Consider the following 22,963-nt stretch of genomic DNA (forward strand, 5'->3'; position numbering starts at 1 on the left):
GCACATCCGGGGGCAGGGGGGACGGCGGCACGGTCCGCGCTTCGCCCGACCGCGTCAATCCCGCCCCCAACCCGCGGTTATGGCCAAGTGCCGCCAATTCATGGCACAGGGCGCGCGCGCCACGGCAAGGGACGGACATGACGACGACGCGCTACTTCCTGGGGATCGACGCGGGCGGCAGCCATTGCCGCGCGCGCATCGCCGATGCGACCGGCCGGGTGATCGGCAGCGGCGCGACCGGCCCGGCCAATGCGCGCGTGGGGATGGAGCAGCTGCGCGCGACGCTGGACGCCGCGATCGCGCAGGCGGCGGCGCAAGCGGGGCTGGACGCCGACGACCTGCGTCAAATGAGCGCGGGGATGGGGATCGCCGGCATCTCGCGTCCCGGCGTGCGCGAGGCGCTGGCGGCGCTCGACTGGTCGTTCGCGTCGGTCGCCTACGTCACCGATGCGGTGATCGCGAACCTGGGCGCGCATCGCGGCGCGGACGGCGCGATCCTGATCCTGGGGACGGGCAGCATCGCGCAGCTGCGCATCAACGGCACCGACGTGGCGATCGGCGGATACGGCTTCCCGATTTCCGACGAGGGCAGCGGCGCGGCGTTGGGGCTGTCGGCGGTGCGCCATGCGCTGCGCGCGCTGGACGGGCGCAGCCAGCGCACGCCGCTGAGCCTGGCGGTATCGGACCGTTTCGGCCATGCCATTCCGCAGGCGATCGCCTGGATGGATCGCGCGACCCCGCGCGATTATGCCGCGCTGGCGCCGCTGGTGATGGACCATGCCGAGGCGGGCGACGCGATCGCGCGCTCGATCGTCGAGGACGCGGCGGCGCATGTCGAACGTTTCATCGAGACCATTTTCGAACGCGGTGCGCCGTCGTGCGTGCTGATGGGCGGGTTGGCACCGCGGCTGCGCCCCTGGCTGCGCGCGCGTACCGTCGCGCAGCTGGGCGAGGCGCAGGGCGACGCGCTGGACGGCGCGCTGTTGCTGGCGGGGCTGGAAACGGCGGCCTGACGCCGGCCGGACTCCGGAATGTTCAGCCGGCGCGGCCGGGCGCCCCGCCGCGCACCGCCGCCAGCAGCCGTTCGGCATTGTACGGCTTGGTCAGCAGCAGCGCGCCGGGCAGGCGCGGGGCGACCCCGCCGGTGTCGCCGCTGGCCACCACCACGCGGATGCCGGGACGGATCGCCTCCGCGCGCTGCGCCAGTTCGATCCCCGACGTGCCGGGCAGGTGGATGTCGGTGACCAGTACTTCGACGCGCGCGGTTTGCAGCGTGGCCATCGCCTCCTCCGCGCTGGCGGCCTCGATCACGACATGCCCGCCGTCGCGCAGCGCCTCCGCAGTGGCGGTGCGGATCAGCGCGTCGTCCTCGACCAGCAGCACGGTCAACCCGGTGGCGGCGGGCGGCGGGGGCGGGGCGTTCGCCGGGCGGGCGATCGACTGGTTGCGCTGGCGCTGGTTGGCCAGGACGTGGCGGAATTTCCGGGCCAGCGCCTCGCGCGTGTACGGCTTGGACAGCAGCTCCACGCCCGCGTCCAGCCGCCCGCCGTGGACGATCGAGTTTTCGGTATAGCCCGAGGTGAACAGCACCGCGAGGTCGGGCAGCCGCTGCCGCGCCTTGCGCGCCAGTTCCGGGCTTTTGAGCGCGCCGGGCATCACCACGTCGGTGAACAGCATGTCGATGGCGATGCCGCTTTCGATGACGTTGAGCGCGCTTTGCGCGTCCACCGCCTTCAGCACGCGATAGCCGAGGTCGGTCAGCATCTCGACCACGGTGGCGCGCACCTCGTCGTCGTCCTCCACCACCAGCACGGTTTCGGTGCCGCCGGTGATCGGGCCGGTATCGACCGCGACCTCGATATCCTCGCTCTCCATCGCGCGCGGCAGATAGAGGCGGATCGTGGTGCCGTGGCCGACCTCCGAATAGATCTTCACATGGCCGCCGGACTGTTTGACGAAGCCGTAGACCATCGACAGGCCCAGCCCCGAACCCTTGCCCTCCGCCTTGGTGGAGAAGAACGGCTCGAACGCCTTTTCCAGCACGTCCGACGCCATGCCGCTGCCGGTGTCGGTGACCGCCAGCATCACGTACTGGCCGGGCGTCACCTCGTCATGGGTGCGGGCATATTCGTCGTCGAGATGGGCGTTGGCCAGCTCGATCGTCAGCCGTCCCTGGCCCTCCATCGCGTCGCGCGCGTTGATCGCCAGGTTCAGCAGCGCATTCTCGATCTGGCCCGGGTCGATGAAGGTGTTCCACAGCCCGCCGCCGAAGACGGTCTCGATCTCCACCCCCTCGCCGATCGCGCGGCGCAGGATGTCCTCCATCCCCTGGACGAAGCGGGTGACGTTGACGACCTTCGGCTCCAGCGCCTGGCGCCGGCCGAACGCCAGCAGCTGCGCCGCCAGCCGCGACCCGCGCGCCACGCCCGCCAGCGCGTTGGCGACGCGCGTTTCGGCGCGCGGATTGCCCGCGATATCCTTGGCCAGCAATTGCAGGTTGCCCGACACGACCTGCAGCAGATTGTTGAAATCGTGCGCGACGCCGCCGGTTAGCTTGCCGACCGTCTCCATCTTCTGCGCCTGCGCCAGCTTCGCCTCGGCATCGCGGCGGGTGGCGATTTCGGCGATGACGCGCGCCTCCAGGTTCTCGTTGAGCTGGCGCAGCTGCTCCTCGGCGCGCTCGCGGTGCAGGATCTGGCGTTCCAGCTGCTCGGCATGTTCGCGCAATGCCGCCTCCGCCGCGCGGCGGTGTGTGATGTCGGTGTGGACGCCGACCCATTCCACGATCTCCCCCGCGTCGTCCAGCAGCGGGACCGCGCGGATCGCGAAGGTGCGCCACTGGTCGCCGGAGCGGACGCGATGTTCGAACACGAACGTCGATTTGGACGCGACGGCGCGTTCCCACGCTGCGATCGTCGGGGCGCCGTCGTCGGGATGGACCGCATCGGCCCAGCCATAGCCCTGGTATTCGGCCTCGCTCTGCCCGGTCAGCGCGGCCCAGCCGGCCTGTTCGCCGATCATCCGGCCGGCGGCGTCGTTGGTCCACAGGACACCGTGCATCGCGTCCATCGCCGCGCGGAAGCGGGCGTTGGCGGTGGCCAGCGCCTCTTCCCGCTGGGCGCGTTCCTCGACATCGAACACCAGCACGTGGAAACCGGAGACGCTGCCGTCCGGATCGCGCCGCGGCAAGTAGCGCACGTCGGCGCGCCGCCAGCTGCCGTCGCCATGCTGGATCGTGGCGTCGGACGCGATCGTCTCGCCCGCCAGCGCCCGTTCCATCATGGCATGCCGCGCGGTGTAGTTCGCCTCCCCGATCACCTCGCGTGCGTGGCGCCCGACGATCTGGGCCGGGGTAAGCCCGAACCACTCCCGGTAATATTCATTCGCGAAGCGATAGACGTGATCGCGGTCGATGAACGCGACCAGCACCGGCAGCACGTCGGTGACGGCGCGCAATTCCGTCTCGCTCGCCGCCAGCCGGCGTTCCAGCTGCAGCCGGTCGGTATTGTCGAGCACGGTGCACATCACCCCGCCGACGGTGCCGTCCGCTTCGTACACCGGGGTGTAGAACAGATCGAGATAGACCTGTTCGGGAACGCCCGAGCGCAGCAGCGTCATCGGCTGGTCGCGGAACGACTGGATCTCGCCGCGAAAGCCGCGTTCCAGCATGACGCGGTTCCAGTCCCAGATCTCTGGCCACACCCCCGGCACCGAGCCGCCCAGCGCGCGCGGATGGTTGGCGCCCGCGATCACGGCATAGGCATCGTTGTAGATCATGATGTGGTCCGGCCCCCACATCAGCACCTTGGGCACGGGCGAATTGAGGACGTTCGACGCGGTGGTGCGCAGCGTCGGCGACCAGCCGTCGATCGGCCCCAGCGAGGTCCGCGACCAATCCACCGCGCGCACCAGCGCCGCGGCCTCGCCGCCGCCCACCGGCCAGGCCGCATCCCCGGCGCCGCGCGAATGTAACGTGCTCATGACGGCGGTGTGATGCCGGTGCCGGTTGGCGTCAATATCCTTCGCTAAGTTGTTATCGCTGCACGGTTGTTTCCTGCTGGCCGGTCCCCAGCCAGGCCTGGCGGAAGCGGCGCTGGGCCGCGGTCAGCGGGACCCCCGCGGCTTCGGCGCGCACCACCTCCAGCGCCGGATCGGACCGGACGCGCAGCATCGCCTGCCGCTCGCGCCCGTCGCGCGGGACGAAGCGCAGCGCGACGTCGCTGCCCGGCGCCAGCCGCGCCAGCGCCGCGTCCCAGTCCGCCACCGTGGCGAGCGGCGTGCCGCCCAGCGCGACGATCCGGTCGCCCTTGTCGGCGCCGGCGGCATAGAGCGGCGATCCCGGCGGCGGCGCGGACGCGAGCGTGACCGCGCCGTCGGCCGTGGCCGTCGCCGTGCGCGTGCCGATCCAGCCGTGCGCTGGATGGGCGGGGCGCAGCACCAGCCCCGCCTGCGCCAGCAGCGGTGCCATGTCGGGCAGCGCATGCCCCTCGACCGTCTGCGCGAAGAACCGGTCGGCGAAGGCGGCATCGCCGGTCAGCGTCGCCAGCGCGGCGCGCAGATCGGCGGTGACATAGGGCTTTTCGGTGCGGCCATGCGTGCGCCACAGCAGCCGCATGTAATCGTCGAGCGTCAGCCCGGGGAATTGCCGGCGCAGCGACAGGTCCAGCGCCAGCGCGACCACCGCGCCATAGGGGTAATAGGACAGGAAGACGTTGGGGCTGACCGGGTCGATCGAGGTCGCGGCATCGGCGAAGGGCGCGCGCAGGCTCATCTCCATCGGTCCGGCCAGCTGCCGGGCGGGCGCGTTGACGACGGCATCGAGCGTGCGCGACATGCCCGACAGCCACGCATCGGTGGTCGACAGGGCGGCGCGGTGGATCAGCAGCGGGCCGTAATATTGCGTGAACCCTTCGGCGAACCACAGCGACGGCGTGGGATTGGCGCGGGTGAAGTCGAACGGTTCCAGCTCCGCCGGGCGCAACCGCTCGACGTTCCAGGCATGGACGAATTCGTGCGCGACGGTGCCCAGCTGGTCGGCATTGCCGCCGTGCAGCGGTGCGGTGCCGGTGACGATCGTGGAGTTGCGATGCTCCATCCCGTCGCCGCTGGCCTGCGGCATGTAATCGGCGATGAACGTGTAGCTGCCATGGTCGAAGCGCGGCCATTCCCCGAACAGCGCGCGATGCTGCGGCACCAGCGCCTTGATCTGCGCGGCGAAGCGGTCCGCGTCGGCGGGGGTGCCGGGGTGATGCACCGCCAGCCGGATCGTATAGCGGTCCGCGCCGTCGCCGACCTGCCATTCGCGCACGTCGTGGCGCGACAGCTCGGTCGGGCTGTCCATCAGATATTGCAGGTTGGCGGCGCGGTAGCGGCCGGGGGTGTTCGTCGCGGCCAGTTGCGTCGCGACGGTCCAGTCGGGCGCGGCGGGGGTGAAGGTGAGGTCGATCGGGCGATCGTCATAGCCGGTCGCCCACAGGATCGTGGCGGGCATGTTGAGATGCGCGTGGGTGGTGTCGATCTGCGCATAGGTGCCGTCGCCGCGATCGCCGTACAGCGTATAGGAGACGCGCACCGTCCCGTCGTGGCCCGCCACGCGCCAGCCATAGGGATCGGTGCGTTCCAGCGGCAGCGCGCGGCCCGCGCCGTCGGTGGCGGAGACGGCATAGACGTTCTTGGCGAATTCATGCAGCGCGTAGCGCCCCGGCGAGGAGCGCGACATCTGGACGCGCAGCGGCCCGGCCGGCACGCCGCGCCACGTCGCGACGATGCGTGCCTGGTGATGCGCGGCGTCGGGGAAGGAGATGTCGTAGCTTACGGGCGCGTCGGTTTCGGCAGAGGCGGGCGCGGCGGCCGCAAGGGCCAGCAGCAGTGCCGCCGGTCGTGTCAGGATGCGCATCGTCCGTTCCCCCGCAAGATCATGCCGCCCTGCTATCGCGTGCGGCGCGGCGTCGTCACGCGAATTTCGCGGCCATGTCGCACTCGGGGGCAACGATGGCGATGCTGCGATGTTGTCAACGCACTGTTTTGCCGCGTGAAAGGAATGCCCCATGCCCGTCCGCCTCAAACCGATCGACCGGCAGGTGATCGTCGTGACCGGCGCCAGTTCCGGGATCGGGCTGGCCACCGCGCGGATGGCGGCGGCGCGCGGGGCGAAGGTGCTGCTGGTGTCGCGCGACGGCGACGCACTGGCGCGGATCGTGCGCGAGATCGACGCGGCGGGGGGCAGCGCCGACTTCGCGACCGGCGATGTCGGCGACCTGCGCGATGTGCAGCGCGCCGCGGCGAAGGCGGTGGAGCGGTTCGGGCGGATCGACAGCTGGATCAACGTGGCGGGCGTGGCGATCTACGCCAAGCTGGTCGATACGCCGATGGACGAGCACGAGCGGCTGATGCGCACCAATTACTGGGGCGTCGTCAACGGATGCCTGACCGCGATCGAGCATCTGCAGCGCGCGGGCGGGGCGCTGATCACCGTCGGGTCGATCGTGTCCGACATCCCGTCGCCGGGGATGGGCGCCTATGCCGCGTCGAAACATGCGATCAAGGGCTATGTCGGCGCGTTGCGGATCGAGGTGGAGGCCGACCGGCTGCCGATCGCGATCACGCTGGTCAAGCCGTCGGGGATCGACACGCCGATCGCGCAGCACGCCGCCAACCATCTGGACGGCGAGGCGAAGCTGCCGCCGCCGGTCTATGCCCCCGAACTGGTCGCCGAGGCGATCCTGCGCGCGGCGCAGCGCCCCACGCGCGACGTGACCGTCGGCGGCGGGGGCAGGATGCAGGTGCTGGTGGCGCAGCATGTTCCCGCGCTGCTCGACCGGCTGGGCGGCACGCTGCTGCCGATGCTGCGCGACCCGCGCCGCGCGCCGACGCCGCAGGACAATCTGGACGCGCCGAACGACAATGGCCGGGTGCATTCGGGCATCCAGCCCGGGCGGCGCGTCAGCGCGTACCAGGCGGCGCAGCGCCATCCGCTGGCGACGGCGAGCGTGGTCGGCGCCGCGCTGGGGCTGGCGGTGCTGGCACGCTGGGGCACGCGGCGCGGGTAAGGGCATTGCCGCGGTGGGGCGATCCGGGGCACAAAGGCGCACATGACGATGTGGCGTATCGGGCTGGCGTTGATGCTGGCCGTCGTTCCCGTGGTGCCCGCGCCGGCCGTGGCGGCCGCGCCATCGCTGCTGGAGGTCGACCGGCGGCTGGCGGGGATCGCGTGGCGGCTGACCACCGCCAATGCCGCGCTGTGCCGCGATACGCAGCCCGTGACCGGCGCGACACTGCACGCGATCGACCAGTATCCGGCCGAGGTCGCCGCCGGCGGGCAATATGCCGCGCCAGTGATGGTCGAGCTGGTACTGCCCGATACCCCCGCGGCGCGCGCCGGGCTGGCGGAGAATGACGGCCTGCTGGCGGTGGCCGGGACGCCGGTGCCCGCCCCGGAGGCGACCGGCACGGTGACCAGCGCGACCCGCAACGCGGCGCAGGCGCTGATCGCGGTGCGCCCGGTCGCCGCGCCGCTGCCGCTGACGATCCGCCGCGGGGTGGGCGCGGCGGCGCGGACGATCACCGTCGCTCCGGTGCCCGGGTGCCGCGTGGAGTTCGAGGTGCTGGCGGGCAACAAGCTGGGCGCATCGTCCGACGGGCAGGTGGTGCAGGTGGGCGGGCGGCTGTTCGAGCTGTTCGACGACGACCAGATCGCGGTCGTGGTGGCGCACGAACTGGGCCATGCGGTGCTGCGCCATCGTGCGCGGCTGGAGGCGGCGGGCGTGCGCTGGGGCGTGCTGTCCGAATTCGGTCGCAACGGCCGGCTGTTCCGCGAAACCGAGACGGAGGCGGACCTGATGGGCGCATATCTGCTGCGCAATGCCGGCTGGGACCCGCGCATCGCGGTCACCTTCTGGCGCGAACAGGGGGGCAAGATCGACGGCGGGCTGTTCCGCAGCCGCACGCATCCGTCGTCCGCCGCGCGCGCCGCCGCGATCGAGCGCGAACTGGCGACGATGCCCGCCGATGCGCCGACCCCTTATGTGCCGCCGCTGCTGGAGCGCCGCGATGCCCCGTTGCGATAGGCGCGCGGCGGTGCGGGTGCTGCTGACGGGGGCGGTGCTGGCGGTGGCGGCGTGTTCGCCGGGGCCGGGGGGTGACGCGTCCCGGGCGCAGGGCGAGGCGCAGGAGGCGTGGGACCCCGCCCCGCCGAGCGCGGGTGATGCGCTGGCGTTGCTGAAGCGACATTTCGCGGCCGAGCCGGCGTGCGGTGCGTTCTTCGCGATGCCGTGGGACGTGTCGACCGACAGCGCGCACAACCGGGGCCGCGCCGAGGCGCTGGTGCAGGCCGGGCTGCTGCGTGCCGGCGGGGAAAGCCGCCTACCGGGCGCGGGCGGCGGGCAGCCGGCGATCCGCTTCGTACCGACCGAGCGCGGCGCGGCGACGTTCCGCGCGCCCGCCGCCGGGGAGGGCGGGGTGCCGGGGCTGATCTGCTACGGCACGGTGGTGGTGGAGGATGCCACGGTCACCGATGCGGACCCGATGATGCGGCGCGCCGCGATCCGCTATCGCTACCGGCTGGGCGACGTGCCCGGCTGGGTGCGCGAACCGGCCGTCGCCGCGATCTGGCCGTGGCTGTCCGAACGGCTGGCCGCGCCGGGCGAGGACAATGCGCGGCTAATCTGGCGCGACGGCGAATGGCGGCTGGACGGAACGCCGCGCCCCGGTGCGTTCGACCTGCGCGACCTGACCCATTAGAGCGGTTCGCGACCAGGTTGAACCATCGTCATCGCCCTGCGGGCGCCCGCTTCGCGGCGGGACGCTGTCGATCCGGTGCGGCGTTGCTTGTCGGTCACGATGCCCCGGCATCGCTCCCTCCGCGCGCCTTGCACCGAACCGACAACGCCTCCGTGCCGATAATTCAACCTGATCGCAAACCGCTCTAAATCGGAACGGGTTGATCCGATTGGCGCAATCGACTAGGTCGCCGGCAGCTCTTGGGGAGTAGCCACCCGCTGTCGCGGGGCCATCGTCAACACACTCGATCGGAAACGGTCGTGGCGGCGGCAGCGGTCGAGTGACCGCCCGGCGAGACCAGGGACGCCGCCGCTTCGCCATGGGTCCGGGAGCGGCGCTGCGTCCTGTGGTCGTCGTCGGTCCCCGGGAAGATTGTCATGCCAGGTATCATCACGCTGGGCGCGCTGGGCGCCAGCCTGTCGGTCGATGCGTTCGCCGCGGCGCTGGGCAAGGGCGCGCAGCAGCAGCGCGCGCGGTGGAGCGACGCGCTGCGCGTCGGCCTGGTGTTCGGCGTGTTCGAGGCGGCGACCCCGGCGGTCGGCTGGCTGCTGGGCTATCTGGTCAACGACTGGATCGCCGACTGGGACCATTGGGTATCGTTCGGCCTGTTGCTGGCGATCGGCGGGCACATGATCGTGCAGGCGCTGAAGGGTGACGACCCCGACGCGCCGGCGGCCGTGGTCCCCGCGCCGGGCGAGGCGCCCGATTACCTGCGGCTGTCGCTGACCGCGATCGCGACCAGCATCGACGCGGCGGCGGTGGGGGTCACGCTGGCACTGATGGACGTCAACGTCCTGGTCGCGTGCATCGTGATCGGGGCGACGACCAGCGTCGTGGCGACCGCCGGGGTGATGCTGGGCAAGCGCGTCGGCGCGTATCTGGGCCATTACGCGACCGTCGCGGGGGGCGTGGTGCTGATCGCGGTGGGTAGCGCGATCCTGTACCAGCACCTGACCGCGTGACCCGCGGCACATGAAAAACCCCGGTGGACGATCGGGTCGTCCACCGGGGCCGAATGCCTTATGCGGCTTCCTTCGCGCGGCTGGCGCGCTTGCGCTCATGCGGGTCGAGGTGGCGCTTGCGCAGGCGGATCGACTTGGGCGTGACTTCGACCATCTCGTCGTCGTCGATATAGGCGATCGCCTGTTCCAGCGTCATCTTCTTCGGCGGGGTGAGGCGGATCGCATCGTCCTTGCCGCCGCTCGCGCGGAAGTTCGTCAGCTGCTTGGCCTTCATCGGATTGACCTCCAGGTCATCCGTCTTGGCGTTCTCGCCGATGATCATGCCTTCGTACAGCGCCTCGCCGTGGCCGACGAACAGGATGCCGCGATCCTCGAGCGGGCCGAGCGCATAGCCCTGCGCCTCGCCCGCGCCGTTCGAGATCAGGACGCCGTTCTTGCGACCTTCGATGTTGCCCTTGTGCGGGCCATACTTCTCGAACAGGCGGTTCATGATGCCGGTGCCGCGCGTGTCCGACAGGAATTCGCCGTGATAGCCGATCATGCCGCGCGACGGGGCCGAGAAGGTGATGCGCGTCTTGCCGCCGGTCGACGGGCGCATGTCGGTCATCTCCGCCTTGCGCAGGTTCATCTTCTCGACGACCGTGCCCGAGTGTTCCTCGTCCACGTCGATGATGACGGTTTCGTACGGCTCGGTCTTCTTGCCGTTCTCGTCCTCGCCGAACAGCACGCGCGGGCGGCTGATGCCCAGCTCGAACCCTTCGCGGCGCATCGTCTCGATCAGCACGCCCAGCTGAAGCTCGCCGCGGCCGGCCACCTCGAAGCTGTCGCGGTCGGCGGCCTCGGTCACCTTGATCGCGACGTTGGTCTCCGCCTCGCGCATCAGGCGGTCGCGGATCATGCGGCTGGTGACCTTGCTGCCCTCACGCCCCGCCATCGGCGAATCGTTGACCGCAAAACGCATCGACAGCGTCGGCGGGTCGATCGGCTGGGCCTGGATCGGCGTCGACACCGAGGTGTCGGCGATCGTGTTGGCGACGGTCGCGACGGTCAGCCCGGCGAGGCTGATGATGTCGCCCGCGCGCGCTTCCTCGACCGGCACGCGCTCCAGCCCGCGGAAGCTCATCAGCTTCGACGCGCGGCCGGTTTCGATGACATTGCCCTGGTTGTCGAGCGCGTGGATCGGCTGGTTCAGCTTCACCACGCCCGACTGGACGCGGCCGGTGAGGATGCGGCCCAGGAAGTTGTCGCGGTCGAGCAGCGTGACGAGGAAGCTGAACGGCGCGTCCTGGTCCAGCGACGGCGGGGGCACGTGATCGACGATTTTCTGGAACAGCGGGGTCAGCGTGCCTTCGCGACGGTCCATGTCCTCCGACGCATAGCCGTTGCGGCCCGAGGCGTAGAGCACCGGGAAGTCGAGCTGTTCGTCATTCGCCTCCAGCGCGACGAACAGGTCGAACACCTCGTCCAGCACTTCCTGGATGCGCGCGTCCGACCGGTCGACCTTGTTGACGACGACGATCGGGCGCAGGCCCAGCGCCAGCGCCTTGCCGGTCACGAACTTGGTCTGCGGCATCGCGCCCTCGGCCGCGTCGACCAGCAGGATCACGCCGTCGACCATCGACAGGATGCGTTCCACCTCGCCGCCGAAGTCGGCGTGGCCGGGGGTGTCGACGATGTTGATGCGCGTGCCTTCCCACTCGATCGAGGTGGGCTTGGCCAGGATGGTGATCCCGCGCTCCTTTTCCAGGTCGTTCGAGTCCATAGCCCGTTCCTCGACCCGCTGGTTGTCGCGGAAGGTGCCGGACTGGCGGAAAAGCTGGTCGACGAGGGTCGTCTTGCCATGATCGACGTGCGCGATGATGGCGATGTTGCGCAGGTTCATACGGGTTCCTGAGGGTGGCCCGCGAGCGCCGCAGGCTGTTATCGCCGGCGCCCATAGCGGAAACTCGACGCGAGCGCCAGTGGGGCAGACGTGTCGCCCTCACCCTTCCGGCGCTGCGCGCCTCCCTCCCTCTCCCGCCGGGAGAGGGAAGGGGGTAGCGGCGGTCGTCAGTAGCGCGCCGACAGTTCCACGCCGTAGAAGCGCGGCTCGCCCGCGATATAGGTCGGCCCGCCGAACCCGCCGCCGGTGTTGCCCGCGTCGAGCAGGTAGCGCTTGTTGGTGACGTTCCGCGCGAACCCGCCGATCGTGTAGCGGCCGTCGGCCAGCTCCACGCCGGCGCGGGCGTTGACCAGCGTGTAGCCGCCCTGGCTGATCGCGTCGTTGTTGGGCAGTTCGAAGAACACCTTGCTCTGATAGGTGGCCGAGGGTGTGGCGTAGAAGGTCATGCCCTCACCCAGCGGCAGGCGCAGCGTCGCGCCGCCCGAGGCGGTGTACTGCGGCTGCAACCGAAAGCGCGCGCCCGAGAAGGCCGGGGCGAGATTGTTGCCGCGGTCGATCTTCCCGTCGAGATAGGCGAAGGCGCCGAACAGCGACAGCGCCGATACCGGCCGCCACGTCGCCTCCAGCTCGACGCCGGGGTTCTTGGCCGACCCGGCGCTCTGCGTGCGGGCGACGCCGTCGGCGCCGATCACCGAGACCTGGAACCCGCGATAGCTCTGGTAGAAGGCGGACAGCGTGCCGGTCAGCGTGCGGCTGGCGACCTTCACCCCGGCCTCGAAATTCCAGACGTTCTCCTCGGGCACCAGCTGGACGCGCGGGATGACGACGCCGCCCGCATTCTGCGCGTCGAGCTGCACCACCGGCGAACGGCGGCCCTTCGCCACGGTGCCGTACAGGTTGAGCGTGTCGGACACGCGCAGCAGCGCGTTGACGCGCGGCAGGATCGCCGAATAGCTCTGCACCGCGGAGAAGCGGCGCCCGGCGGTATTGGCCGTGCCCAGCAGGCTGGAGGCGATGCCCAGCCCCGCCAGGATGCGCGAGTTGGGCTGGACGTTCTCATAGCCCGAGCGGCGCTTTTCGATCAGCACGCGCGCGCCGGCGGTCAGTTCCAGCGCCGGCGTGGGCAGCCAGGTGGCGTCGGCGAACACCGAATAGGCCTGGTTGCGGCCGAAGTTGGTGAAATAGGAGGCGTAGGGGATCTGCGTCGCGGCGCCGCGCGTCAGCAGCGCGGTGGCGCGCGTGGCGGGGATGGTGCCGTTGGCCGCGACGCAGGCGGTGCCGGTCGGCAGCCCGGCGGCGTTCAGCGCGGCGCGGATCGGCGCGTAGGCGGCGGACACGGAGCAGGCCAGATAGGTGCCCTCCTCGGTCGAGAAGGGCACGCGCTGGAAGCCGTCCTCGAAGAAGCCGTTCCAGCCGAACGAGGCGCGGTAGCGGTCGCCCTCGAAGTTGAAGCGGCCTTCGTGGCTCCACTGGTCGCCCTGCGCGTCCTCGGCGAATTCGAGGTACCAGGCCGGGCCGCCGTCGGCGTCGAACACCTCGTTGCTGTTGAACCGGCGATAGCCGTTGACGGTGGTGAAGGTGACGCCCGGCGCCAGATCGACCGAGAGGGTCAGGTTCGCGTCATAGACGTCGCGCTTCAGCCCCAGCTTGCGCGCGCCCAGCACCTGCGCGCTGTACGGCGAGCCGGACAGTTCGGCCACGCCGAAGTCGCCGGTTTGCCCGCCGGTCGGCGCGAACACGCGGCTCTTGAACGGGGTGCCGGTGTTGCGCTGGCCGTCATAGGTGAGGATCAGGTCGGCGGTGACGGCATTGCTGGGCGTGTAGCGCAGCGACAGGCGCCCGCCGGCCTGCTTCTGCCCGTACAGGTCGTCCTGGTCGACGCGGCCCTGGTTCTGGTTGGGGACGTTGGGGTCGCCCGCGATGTTGCGGACATAGCCGTCGCGATACTTCACCCCGAAGCCGAGCCGCGCGGCGAACACGTCGCTGCCGGCGTTGACGAAGCCGGTCACCTGCGTGCGGTTGAAATTGCCGTAGGTCGCGGTGATCGCATCCGAGAAGCCGGCGCGCGGCTTGGCCGAGATGATCGACACCGCGCCGACCGCCGCGGCGGTGCCGAACAGCGTCGCCTGCGGCCCCTTCACCACCTCGACCCGCTCCAGGTCGTACAGGTCCTGATAGGCGCCGCGCGAGCGCGAGATGTCGACGCCGTTGTAGTAGAGCGTGACGCGCGCGCCCTGCTGCGCCGATCCGCTGTCGGAGGTGATGCCGCGGATCACGATGCCGGGGTTGTTCGCGCTCTGCTCCTGGATGCGCAGGCCCGGCACGTACATCGCCACTTCCGCCAGCGAATTGACGCCGATGTCGGCCATCCGCTGTCCGGTGACCGCCGACACGGTCAGCGGCACGTCCTCGATCCGCTGCTCGGTCTTCTGCGCGGTGATGATGATGTCGTCGCCGTTGGCGGTGCCGGGCTGGGCGGGCGCCGACGACGACGCTTGCGCGAAGGCGGGCATGGAAACGGTCAGCAGCAGCGTGGCGACGCTGCCGGCGAGAAGGCGCGACATGGATGATTCCCCCGGTGATGTTCGTGTGTTGTCTTGAGGGCGCCGCTAGCGTGACTTCGTGACACATCCGTGTCGTGTGCGCCGCCCTCGACACCGCGGCCACGGCGTCTTACATCGCTAATACGGTTGAAACGGGCGCGCGGTCGGTGGACAATGCGCCGGTACGCGAAGCGAAGCGAAGGAAGAAGGTTCATGGCGACGACGCCCGACACGGCACCTGCAACGGCCGAGCCAGCGCTGGTCCTGACCCCGCCGGACCCGATCCCGACGGTGCAGGCCGAACGCGCCGCCGGGCTGGTGCCCGTCGACCAGGGGACAAGGACCGAGCTGGAGAAGCGCGTCGACCAGTTCGTCGACCAGCTGATCGCGGAGGACGTCAACAGCCCCGAATTCGGCAAGCGCGTGGATGCCATCACCGCGATGGGGCAGAAGGAGATCCGCGACGCGGCGGGCCAGTCGAACCGCTTCCTCGACCGTCCGGTCAAGGCGATGGACCAGGACAGCGGGGTGGGCAAGGATTTGGCCGAACTGCGCCGCGTCGTCGAGGATCTGGACCCGGGCAAGAAGGGCAATCTGACCGCGCCGCAGAAGCTGTTCGGGATCATCCCGTTCGGCAACCGGATGCGCAATTACTTCGACAGCTACAAATCGTCGCAGACGCACATCAGCTCGATCCTGAAGAGCCTCGGGTCGGGCAAGGACGAGCTGTTGATGGACAATGCCGCGATCGATACCGAGCGCGCCAACCTGTGGACCGCGATGGGGCGGCTGGAACAGATGATCCACCTGTCGCGCACGATGGATGCGCGGCTGGAGGACAGGGCCAACGACCTGGACGCGACCGATCCGGCCAAGGCCAAGGCGATCCGCGAGACGGCGCTGTTCTACGCCCGCCAGCGCACGCAGGACCTGCTGACGCAGATGGCGGTGACGGTGCAGGGCTATCTGGCGCTGGACCTGGTCAAGAAGAACAACGTCGAGCTGATCAAGGGCGTCGACCGCGCCAGCACCACCACCGTCGCCGCGCTGCGCACCGCCGTCACCGTGGCGCAGGCGCTGACCAACCAGAAACTGGTGCTGGAACAGATCACCCAGCTGAACACCACCACCGCCAACATCATCGATTCGACCGGCAAGCTGCTGCGCCAGAACACCGCGCAGATCCACGAGCAGGCCGCCGCCAGCACGATCCCGCTGGAAACGCTGCAACGCGCGTTCCAGAACATCTACGACACGATGGACGCGATCGACACGTTCAAGCTGAAGGCGCTGGACAGCATGAAGACTACCGTCACGACGCTGGGCAACGAGGTGGAGAAGTCCAAGGGCTATATCGCGCGGGCCGAGGGCGCGGCGCAGAACCGCGTCGCCGGGCCGGCCGACCAGTTCAAGCTGGAGGCGCTGTGACGTTGCCGCCGAGCGGGGAGACCGACCAGGCGGTGGCGGCGGCGCGCGCCGCGTCGGACCGGATGGCGGGGCGCGACGCGACCGGCGGGCTGATCCCGCTGCAACGCCGCCCGCGGCGCGGGCGCGGCGGGCTGGCGCAGCGCGTGGCGTTCATCGCGGCGGCCAACCTCATCATCCTGATCGCGGCGGGCATCGTCGGCGGGGTGGTGATGCCGCTGGGGATGTTCGGCGCGCTGGCGGTGATGATGCTGATGGCAGCGGTGACGCTGGCGATCGCCTTCGCCCCCGCCCCCGCCACCCCGGTGCCTACGCCGGAACGGATCGCGCGATCCGAGCTGAAGGCGCTGCCGATGCAGACCGCGCGCTGGCTGGACGCGCAACGCCCGGCGCTGCCCGCACCGGCGGTGACCGTGCTCGACCGGCTCGACCAGCGGCTCGACACGCTGGGCGTCCAGCTGGCGGCGCTGGACGAGGACAGCCCGGCGGCGGCCGACGTGCGCCGGCTGGTGGGCGAGCAGCTGCCCGATTTCGTCCGCGACTATCAGCGCGTCCCCGCGCCGCTGCGCGGCACTTCGCGCAACGGCCGCACCCCGGACCAGCAGCTGATCGACGGCCTGTCGGTGATCGAGCGCGAGATCGGCGAGATGAGCACGCAGCTGGCGCAGGGCGATCTCGACACGCTGGAGACGCGCAGCCGGTTCCTGGAGATCAAATACCAGGGCGAGTGACGCGGGGCGAGTGAGGGCGCTTAAGCGATCCGCAACCGCGCCGCGCTAAACCCCGCGCGATGGTTCAATACGGGATATACGCCCTGGCCGCGGCGATGGTCGCCGGATCGGTCGCGCGGATCGCGTTCCTGCTGATCTGTCGCCGCCCCGTCGCGGCGCGGGTCTGCGGCACCGACGAATCGGTGCTGGAACGCGCGCATGACGCCGCGACGTATCGCTGGTCGCGCTATCGCGACCCGCTGGGCGATCACGATCGCTGGAAGAGCGTGCGCGTGCGCGTCGCCTATGTCGTCGACGCGGTGGAGCATCGCGCCGACGTGCGCCATACCGTCGACCGCGCGCGCGACATGGGGGCGGCACTTCCCGATACGCACATCATGCTGTGGTACGATCCGGCCGCGCCCGATCGCGTCACCACCAGCGGGCCGGGCGCGGCGATGCTGACGATCGCGTGCGCGGCGCTGCTGGCGATCGCCGCGCGGGGCGTGCCGTTCTGATTTCAGCGGGGCGCGTCGTCGGCATCCGCGGCGTTCAGCCACTGCACCGCCTCCGCACGATCGCCGAAGAAGCCGTAGCCGGGCGCGACGCGCCGCGCCTGCATCCGCAGCAGCGGCGCCGGTCCGATCACCGCGATGCGGCGCGACGCGATGCCGGGATCGGCCGCCAGCCGTGCGAAGCCGGCCGCCACCTCGGGCACCTGGACGATGAAATCGGACAGGTCGAACAGGGTGCGCTGGCGCCCGATCGCCGGAAGACGCGTCAGGTCGCGGCGCAGATCGGCTTCGAATCGTCGGATCGTGTCATGGTCCCACAGCCCGATCAGTTTGATATCCACCCATTCGCGCAGCGGATCGACCGCGATATGATAAGCCTCCCCCTGCACCTGTCTCTCCTGCGCCGGTCGGGCATCATAGCGGAGCGGCGTTAGCAACCCGATAATGCGGTGGTTATCCCGCTACATAGCCCCACAGCAGATAGCCGTTGAGGACGACGATCACCGCCGCGATCGTCCAGGCCAGCGCCGACAGCCAGCGCGGCGCGGCGAAGCGGCCCATCAGGCGGCGGTTGGCGGTATAGGCGACCAGCGGGACGACCGCGAACGGCAGCTGCAGGCTGAGGATCACCTGACTGAGCACCAAAAGGTCGGTGGCGCCGCGGTCGCCCGATCCGGCCACCACGATCACCGCGGGCACGATCGCCAGCCCGCGAGTCACCAGCCGCCGCAGCCACACGGGCAGGCGGATGTCGAGGAACCCTTCCATCACGATCTGCCCGGCCAGCGTGCCGGTGACGGTGGAATTCTGCCCACTGGCGAGCAGCGCGATGGCGAACACCACGCTGGCGCCGCCCACCCCCAGCATCGGCGCGAGCAGCGCGTGCGCATCCTCGATCTCGGCCACCTCGAACCGCCCCGCGCTGTGGAAGGCGGCGGCGGCGAGGATCAGGATCGCGGCGTTGATGAAGAACGCCAGCCCCAGCGCGACCGTCGAATCGATCGTCGCCATCGACAGTGCCTCGCGGCGGTCGGCCTCCCCCTCGCCATAGGCGCGGGTCTGCACGATCGAGGAATGGAGGTAGAGGTTGTGCGGCATCACCGTGGCGCCCAGGATGCCGATCGCCAGATAGAGCATCGCCGGGTTGGTGACGATCTCCGCCCGCGGTACCAGCCCGCCCGCCGCGGCCACCCAGTCCGGCCGCGCCCAGAACAGTTCCAGCGCGAAACAGCCCGCGATGACGATCAGCAGGCTGGCGATGAACGCCTCCAGCCGGCGAAAGCCGTAGCGTTGCAGCGCCAGGATCAGGAACACGTCCAGCCCGGTGACCACCACGCCCCAGACCAGCGGCAGGCCGAACAGCAGCTTGAGCGCGATGGCGGTGCCCAGCACCTCCGCCAGATCGCAGGCGATGATCGCCACCTCCGCCAGCGCCCACAGCAGCCAGCGCAGCGCGGGCGAGGAGTGGCGGCGGCATGCCTGCGCCAGGTCCAGCCCCGCGCCGATCCCCAGCCGCGCCGACAGCGATTGCAGCACGATCGCCATCAGGTTCGACAACAGCACGACCGACAGCAGCGTATAGCCGAACGCCGATCCGCCGGCGATGTCGGTCGCCCAGTTGCCGGGGTCCATATAGCCGACCGCGACCAGCCAGCCGGGGCCGACGAACGCCATCAGCCGCCGCCAGAACCCCGCATCGCGGGGCACGGGGACGGAGGCGAAGCTGTCGTCGAGCGAGCGGGCGCGGGCGGTCATCGCGTGTCTGAATGCGGGAGAGCGGCGGCGGTTTCAACCGCGCTGCGCCGCGACTGTTGCGCGGCGCGCGCGATTGTCGCACGTCAGCGACATGAAGCACCTGCTCCCGCTCGCCGCCGCCGCCGCGCTCGCCACGGCCGCCGCCACCCCCGCCAGCGCCGCGACGCCGATCGCGGGCCGCTACCTGACCGAGGACGGGGCGGGGGTGATCGTGGTGGGGCCGTGCGGGAACACCGTGTGCGGCCGGCTGGCCACCATCCTGAAGAGCGAGCCGGGCGCGGCGAAGACCGACGTCAACAACGCTGACCCCGCGCTGCGCACGCGCCCGATCCTGGGGATGCCGATCCTGTCCGGCTTCACCGATGCCGGCAGCGACTGGCGCGGGCGCATCTACGATCCGCGCAACGGCAAGACGTACAAGTCGATCGTCAGCCGCAACGCCGACGGATCGCTGAAGGTGAAGGGCTGTATCGCGTTCTTCTGCCAGACGCAGACGTGGCGCCCGGCGAAGTGAGGTAGGCGCGCCGTCCGGCGGGGCGGCATGGCCGACCGCCGGGGACGGGCCTTTTGCCTGGGAACGGAAGGCGCGCCGTCTTTGGCGCCGCATCCGTCAACCCCCGCGAACGCGGGACCTTTGCAAGACCCACGCCGTCATGCCGGACTTGTTCCGGCATCCACGTTTCTGCACATAGGCAAGCGCCTGATTTCGCGGCACCATGGACCCCGGAACAAGTCCGGGGTGACGGAGGGGAGCGGCGGGCGTACCGACTTCTTCAAAGGTCCTGCGAGGCTGGACCATGTTCCCGCAAAAGCCATGGCGTGTGCGATCGCGGAAGCATGGATGCCGGATCAGGTCCGGCATGACGGAAGAGGTTTTCGCAGCGTTCCGGACGGGTCCGGCAGGGCCGGACCCGCGCGGTTCGCCCGCCCTTAGCGGAAGCGGCCTGCGAAGGAGACGCCGATGATGCGCGGTTCGTTGAACACCGCGGCGTTGTAGTTCTCGATCACGCCCTTCAGGTTCTTCTCGTTGGTGATGTTGCGCGCGAAGGCGGCGAGTTCGTACTTGCCGTCGGCGGTGACGTAGCCGGCCTTCAGGCCCAGCTCCAGATTGCCGTCGGCGTAGAATTCGCGCGTCTTGTACAGCACCAGATTGGTGTAGCCCTGCATGTTGACGTCGCTCGCCACGAACAGGTTGCCGTCGTTCGTCAGCGGGATGTCATAACGGACCGCGGCATCGACCTGCCAGCGCGGGGCGTTGGGCAGGGGGTTGCCGTCGATCTGCGCATAGGTGCCGCCGCGCACCACGATCGTCGGATCGTTGACCGAGCAGGTCACCAGCCCGCCGAACGAGCAGACCAGCGCATAGACGCGCTTGTCCTTGATCTCGGTATGGATCGCGCTGCCGCCCAGCGAGAAGGTGATGTTGCGGATCGGGCGCCATTCCGCCTCCGCCTCGACGCCATAGGCATTGGCGTGATCGGCGTTGAACAGCACGCCGTTGCCGTTCACGTCGTTGCCGTTCAGCTGGATGTCGTTCACGCGATAGGTGAAGGCGGTGGCGTTGAAGCGCAGCGTCGAGGTGGGCCGCGTCTTCACGCCCACTTCATACGACATGATCGTTTCGCTGTCGGCGGTGGTGAAGGCGCTGTTGAACACCGCCGAGCGCCCCTGGATCGTCGGCCCGCGGAAGCCGCGCGCGACGCGGGCGTAGAGGCTGGCGGTCGGGTCGATCTCGTACAGCGCCGACACGTCCCAGCTCGGCTCCTTGCCGGCCAGCCGCACCGTCTTGGGCGCGGTGGGATTGTTGAGGACGAACTGGTCGACCGTGCCCGCGGCGTTGAACACGGGCTTCACCAGCTCGGTGCGCTTGCGATCCTCGGTATAGCGCGCGCCGGCGGTCAGCGTCAGGCGATCGGCGATACGATAGCTGGCCTGGCCGAACACCGCCCAGCTGGTGTTGACGTCGTGCAGCCGCACCCAGTTGTTCGGGTTGCGGGCGGCGTTGCCGGGCGTCAGGAAATAGCTGCGCTGGTAGAATTCGGTGATGTCGCGGCTGTCGAAATAGAAGCCGCCGACCTGCCACTTGAACGCGCCGTCGCCGTTGCTGGCGAGGCGCACTTCCTGCGTCCACTGATCGAGATCGGCGATCCGCCCCATGCTCTGGCCGAAGCCGACGCCGCCGAAGTTCACCGCCGCGCCGCCGTCGGTGTCGCCGCGGCTGTAGCCGGCCGTATGCTCATAGGCGGTGATCGAGGTCAGCGTCGCCGGACCCAGATCCAGCGCGGCATTCACCGAGGCGCCCTGCGTGCGATACGCCTGCGGGTTGTTGTCCGCCTCGTCCAGCGCGATGCGGTCGCGCGGCTCGGCCTGGGCGTTGTTCGACCCGCGCAGCAGCGCGCCGCGGTGGAAGATCGTCGAGGTGCCGCGATAGTCGCGGACATGGCCCGACAGGTTCACCGACAGCGCGTCGGTGGGGGTGAACAGCAGCTGGAGGCGCGCGTCGCGCTCATCGAAGCCGCCCATCACGTCCTTGCCGCCGCGCGTGCCGTCGGCACCGGTGCCGGCGAAGGTGTTGTCGACCCAATCGTCGCGGTGCTGGAGGAGAGCGGAGGCGCGGAACGCGATCTTGTCCTGCACCAGCGGCCCGCCGACGCCCATGTCGAGCGTCACGGTGTTGTACGTGCCGTAGCTGGCCGAAATGCGGCTGTCGAAGGTCTGGCCCGGGCGGATCGTGTCGAACTTGATGATGCCCGCGGTGGTGTTGCGCCCGAACAGCGACCCCTGCGGCCCTCGCAGCACCTCGATATTGGCGACGTCGTAGACCGGGTTCGACTTCAGCACGACATGTTCCAGCACGACGTCGTCCTGGATGATCGACACCGGCTGCGACGCGCCGAGGTAGAAGTCGATATTGCCCAGGCCGCGGATGTAATAGCGCGGGAAGATGCGGCCGGTGGTGGTTTCGGCGTAGAGGCCCGGGACGCGCCCGGCGAGTGCCAGCGCATCCTCGCCGCCCGCCTGGAAGGCACGCAGGTCGTCGCCGCTGACGACCGCGACCGACACCGGCACGCGCTGGATATTCTCCGATCGGCGCTCGGCGGTGACGACGATCTCGCCCAGGCCGTCCTGATCGGCGGTGTCGGCGGTGGTCGCGCCGGTCGCCGTGGTGGTCTGGGCGCTCACCGGGGCGGCGAGCAGCGCCGCGAGGGCGGCGGCGCCGGCAAGCAGGGTCGAGCGGGTCGAGATACGCATATTGTCCTCACTGAAGCAGGTGGCCGGGGCTTGTCCTGTCGGGGAAAGCGCGCACGTCGACCGCCCTGCCGCGCGGATGGCGCGACAGTCCCTTTCGGTCGTCCGGTGCGTTCCCCCGCCCCGTTGCCGGCGCGCTAGACCGCGATTGTGTCGAGATCATGAAATGTTACGAATTATGTCCGCTGCGCGAGCGCCATGATCGCGTCCCATTGCGCCGCGGTCACCGGGCTGACCGACAGGCGCGACTGGCGCAGCATCGCCATGTCGGCGAGCGCCGGCGCGGCCTTCATCGCGGCCAGGGTGACCGGGGCGGGCAGCGGATCGAGCGGGCGGATCGCGACCGAGACCCAGTTGCCGGCATCGCCATCGGCGCGCGCGGCGCGCGTCACCTCCGCCACGCCGACCGCGGCCTTCTGCTCACCGCTGTGATAGAACAGCACGCGGTCGCCCGGCGCCATCGCGCGCAGATGCGCGGCGGCGGCGTGGTTGCGCACGCCGTCCCACTCGGTCGCGCCGTCGCGGACCAGATCGTCCCAGCCGTAGCTGCCCGGTTCGCTCTTCATCACCCAGAATGCCATGTCCCGCTCCCTAAACGCCCCATGAACGCCGCATTCCGGTTCGGTTCAGCGCGAATCGGCGACAAGGCGCAACAGGCTCGCTGATCTGCGCGTTCAGTCCAGCATCGCGAACCCTTTGAACCGGAGGAGTAGTCCGAGATGACGGGTATGTGGAAGAAGGCGACGCTCGGCGCGGCGATGGCGGCGACCGTGCTCGCGACCGCGGCGCCCGCGGAGGCGCAGCGTTACTGGCGTCACCGCGATCGCGGCGGCGATGCGGCGGCGGGTGCGATCATCGGCGGCGTGATCGGACTGGGGCTGGGCGCGGCGATCGCGTCGAGCAACCGCGACCGCTATTACGACCGCGGCTATTATTACGATCGCGGCTATTACAACGACCCCTATTACGCCCCGCCGCCGCGCGTGGTGTATCGCGATCGTTATTATGCCCCGCCGCCCCCGCGGGTGTACGAGCGCGATTATTACTATAACGCGCCGCGCGGTTACTACGGATACGGCTGGTAAGCCGCACGACGGCACGGGAGCGATGGTTCCCGTGCCGTTTTTTGTGGCGGTCGCCGCGC

The 22,963-nt window shown here is 70.0% G+C and carries 18 protein-coding genes; 10 read left to right on the forward strand and 8 right to left on the reverse strand.

The window, feature by feature from the left end; genetic code table 11:
* Positions 1–137 precede the first annotated feature (137 nt).
* Positions 138–1,013, forward strand: a complete 876-nt coding sequence (locus tag COA07_RS09870) for a glucosamine kinase nucleotide-binding domain-containing protein (RefSeq protein WP_066711507.1) — start codon at positions 138–140, stop codon at positions 1,011–1,013.
* Positions 1,014–1,035: 22 nt separating this feature from the next.
* Here COA07_RS09870 and COA07_RS09875 read toward each other — a convergent pair whose 3' ends face one another.
* Together COA07_RS09875 and COA07_RS09880 are read right to left on the reverse strand one after the other, a co-directional pair.
* Complete coding sequence (locus COA07_RS09875; protein WP_066711506.1) at positions 1,036–3,981, reverse strand: PAS domain-containing protein; 2,946 nt, start codon at positions 3,979–3,981, stop codon at positions 1,036–1,038.
* Between the two features lie 52 nt (positions 3,982–4,033).
* A complete protein-coding gene (locus COA07_RS09880; RefSeq protein WP_096640927.1) occupies positions 4,034–5,896 on the reverse strand; it encodes a M61 family metallopeptidase in 1,863 nt (620 codons plus the stop codon).
* A 151-nt stretch (positions 5,897–6,047) separates the two neighbouring features.
* On the opposite strand from COA07_RS09880, the gene COA07_RS09885 reads away from it, so the two are divergent.
* The 4 genes from COA07_RS09885 to COA07_RS09900 all read left to right on the forward strand — a co-directional run bounded on the left by COA07_RS09885 (position 6,048) and on the right by COA07_RS09900 (position 9,740).
* Complete coding sequence (locus COA07_RS09885; protein WP_066712712.1) at positions 6,048–7,049, forward strand: SDR family oxidoreductase; 1,002 nt, start codon at positions 6,048–6,050, stop codon at positions 7,047–7,049.
* A 42-nt stretch (positions 7,050–7,091) separates the two neighbouring features.
* Entirely contained in the window at positions 7,092–8,066 is a 975-nt protein-coding gene (locus COA07_RS09890) for a M48 family metalloprotease (protein ID WP_083956993.1), read from the forward strand.
* Positions 8,050–8,739, forward strand: a complete 690-nt coding sequence (locus COA07_RS09895; protein WP_141396503.1) for a hypothetical protein — start codon at positions 8,050–8,052, stop codon at positions 8,737–8,739. Before COA07_RS09890 ends, COA07_RS09895 begins: the two co-directional genes overlap by 17 nt.
* A gap of 416 nt (positions 8,740–9,155) precedes the next feature.
* The gene (locus COA07_RS09900) at positions 9,156–9,740 is read left to right on the forward strand and encodes a manganese efflux pump MntP (protein WP_066711813.1); all 585 of its coding nucleotides are present in this window, start codon (positions 9,156–9,158) and stop codon (positions 9,738–9,740) included.
* Positions 9,741–9,798: 58 nt separating this feature from the next.
* Here the strand turns inward: COA07_RS09900 and typA are convergent, their stop codons facing one another.
* On the reverse strand, positions 9,799–11,622 hold the full coding sequence (gene typA, locus COA07_RS09905) for a translational GTPase TypA (protein ID WP_066711812.1): 1,824 nt from the start codon (positions 11,620–11,622) through the stop codon (positions 9,799–9,801).
* Between the two features lie 167 nt (positions 11,623–11,789).
* Positions 11,790–14,186 carry a TonB-dependent receptor gene (locus COA07_RS09910; protein ID WP_066711811.1) on the reverse strand — a complete coding sequence of 799 codons (2,397 nt, stop codon included), beginning with the start codon at positions 14,184–14,186 and terminating at the stop codon, positions 11,790–11,792.
* 192 nt (positions 14,187–14,378) lie between these two features.
* Between COA07_RS09910 and COA07_RS09915 the strand changes: the two genes are divergently transcribed.
* From COA07_RS09915 to COA07_RS09925, 3 genes are read left to right on the forward strand one after another with little or no spacing between them, the layout of a single operon-like run.
* Positions 14,379–15,593, forward strand: a complete 1,215-nt coding sequence (locus COA07_RS09915) for a toxic anion resistance protein (protein WP_066711810.1) — start codon at positions 14,379–14,381, stop codon at positions 15,591–15,593.
* Complete coding sequence (locus tag COA07_RS09920) at positions 15,590–16,321, forward strand: hypothetical protein (RefSeq protein WP_211280957.1); 732 nt, start codon at positions 15,590–15,592, stop codon at positions 16,319–16,321. The genes COA07_RS09915 and COA07_RS09920 overlap by 4 nt, the downstream gene beginning before the upstream one ends.
* Before the next feature lie 59 nt (positions 16,322–16,380).
* Positions 16,381–16,818, forward strand: coding sequence for a hypothetical protein (locus COA07_RS09925; RefSeq protein ID WP_066711385.1), 438 nt, complete (start codon positions 16,381–16,383; stop codon positions 16,816–16,818).
* A 2-nt stretch (positions 16,819–16,820) separates the two neighbouring features.
* Here COA07_RS09925 and COA07_RS09930 read toward each other — a convergent pair whose 3' ends face one another.
* The gene (locus COA07_RS09930) at positions 16,821–17,204 is read right to left on the reverse strand and encodes a hypothetical protein (RefSeq protein WP_066711384.1); all 384 of its coding nucleotides are present in this window, start codon (positions 17,202–17,204) and stop codon (positions 16,821–16,823) included.
* A 64-nt stretch (positions 17,205–17,268) separates the two neighbouring features.
* On the reverse strand, positions 17,269–18,570 hold the full coding sequence (locus tag COA07_RS09935; protein ID WP_066711383.1) for an Nramp family divalent metal transporter: 1,302 nt from the start codon (positions 18,568–18,570) through the stop codon (positions 17,269–17,271).
* Positions 18,571–18,661: 91 nt separating this feature from the next.
* Between COA07_RS09935 and COA07_RS09940 the strand changes: the two genes are divergently transcribed.
* The gene (locus COA07_RS09940) at positions 18,662–19,084 is read left to right on the forward strand and encodes a DUF2147 domain-containing protein (protein WP_066711382.1); all 423 of its coding nucleotides are present in this window, start codon (positions 18,662–18,664) and stop codon (positions 19,082–19,084) included.
* Positions 19,085–19,500: 416 nt separating this feature from the next.
* Here COA07_RS09940 and COA07_RS09945 read toward each other — a convergent pair whose 3' ends face one another.
* Positions 19,501–21,822: a TonB-dependent receptor gene (locus COA07_RS09945; protein ID WP_066711381.1), complete on the reverse strand. Its 2,322-nt coding sequence runs from the start codon at positions 21,820–21,822 to the stop codon at positions 19,501–19,503.
* Positions 21,823–21,995: 173 nt separating this feature from the next.
* The gene (locus tag COA07_RS09950) at positions 21,996–22,400 is read right to left on the reverse strand and encodes an EVE domain-containing protein (protein ID WP_066711380.1); all 405 of its coding nucleotides are present in this window, start codon (positions 22,398–22,400) and stop codon (positions 21,996–21,998) included.
* Positions 22,401–22,538: 138 nt separating this feature from the next.
* Here COA07_RS09950 and COA07_RS09955 point away from each other — a divergent pair, with 138 nt between their 5' ends.
* Positions 22,539–22,904: a hypothetical protein gene (locus COA07_RS09955; RefSeq protein ID WP_066711379.1), complete on the forward strand. Its 366-nt coding sequence runs from the start codon at positions 22,539–22,541 to the stop codon at positions 22,902–22,904.
* Positions 22,905–22,963: the final 59 nt, after the last annotated feature.

Source organism: Sphingomonas adhaesiva, assembly GCF_002374855.1.
GTDB classification, from domain to species: Bacteria; Pseudomonadota; Alphaproteobacteria; order Sphingomonadales; family Sphingomonadaceae; genus Sphingomonas; species Sphingomonas adhaesiva.

Coding starts and splice junctions, on each gene's coding strand:
- COA07_RS09870 (WP_066711507.1), top strand. CDS start 138: ATGACGACGACGCGCTACTTCCTGGGGATCGACGCGGGCGGCAGCCAT.
- COA07_RS09875 (WP_066711506.1), bottom strand. CDS start 3,981: ATGAGCACGTTACATTCGCGCGGCGCCGGGGATGCGGCCTGGCCGGTG.
- COA07_RS09880 (WP_096640927.1), bottom strand. CDS start 5,896: ATGCGCATCCTGACACGACCGGCGGCACTGCTGCTGGCCCTTGCGGCC.
- COA07_RS09885 (WP_066712712.1), top strand. CDS start 6,048: ATGCCCGTCCGCCTCAAACCGATCGACCGGCAGGTGATCGTCGTGACC.
- COA07_RS09890 (WP_083956993.1), top strand. CDS start 7,092: ATGACGATGTGGCGTATCGGGCTGGCGTTGATGCTGGCCGTCGTTCCC.
- COA07_RS09895 (WP_141396503.1), top strand. CDS start 8,050: ATGCCCCGTTGCGATAGGCGCGCGGCGGTGCGGGTGCTGCTGACGGGG.
- COA07_RS09900 (WP_066711813.1), top strand. CDS start 9,156: ATGCCAGGTATCATCACGCTGGGCGCGCTGGGCGCCAGCCTGTCGGTC.
- typA (WP_066711812.1), bottom strand. CDS start 11,622: ATGAACCTGCGCAACATCGCCATCATCGCGCACGTCGATCATGGCAAG.
- COA07_RS09910 (WP_066711811.1), bottom strand. CDS start 14,186: ATGTCGCGCCTTCTCGCCGGCAGCGTCGCCACGCTGCTGCTGACCGTT.
- COA07_RS09915 (WP_066711810.1), top strand. CDS start 14,379: ATGGCGACGACGCCCGACACGGCACCTGCAACGGCCGAGCCAGCGCTG.
- COA07_RS09925 (WP_066711385.1), top strand. CDS start 16,381: ATGGTTCAATACGGGATATACGCCCTGGCCGCGGCGATGGTCGCCGGA.
- COA07_RS09935 (WP_066711383.1), bottom strand. CDS start 18,570: ATGACCGCCCGCGCCCGCTCGCTCGACGACAGCTTCGCCTCCGTCCCC.
- COA07_RS09940 (WP_066711382.1), top strand. CDS start 18,662: ATGAAGCACCTGCTCCCGCTCGCCGCCGCCGCCGCGCTCGCCACGGCC.
- COA07_RS09945 (WP_066711381.1), bottom strand. CDS start 21,822: ATGCGTATCTCGACCCGCTCGACCCTGCTTGCCGGCGCCGCCGCCCTC.
- COA07_RS09950 (WP_066711380.1), bottom strand. CDS start 22,400: ATGGCATTCTGGGTGATGAAGAGCGAACCGGGCAGCTACGGCTGGGAC.
- COA07_RS09955 (WP_066711379.1), top strand. CDS start 22,539: ATGACGGGTATGTGGAAGAAGGCGACGCTCGGCGCGGCGATGGCGGCG.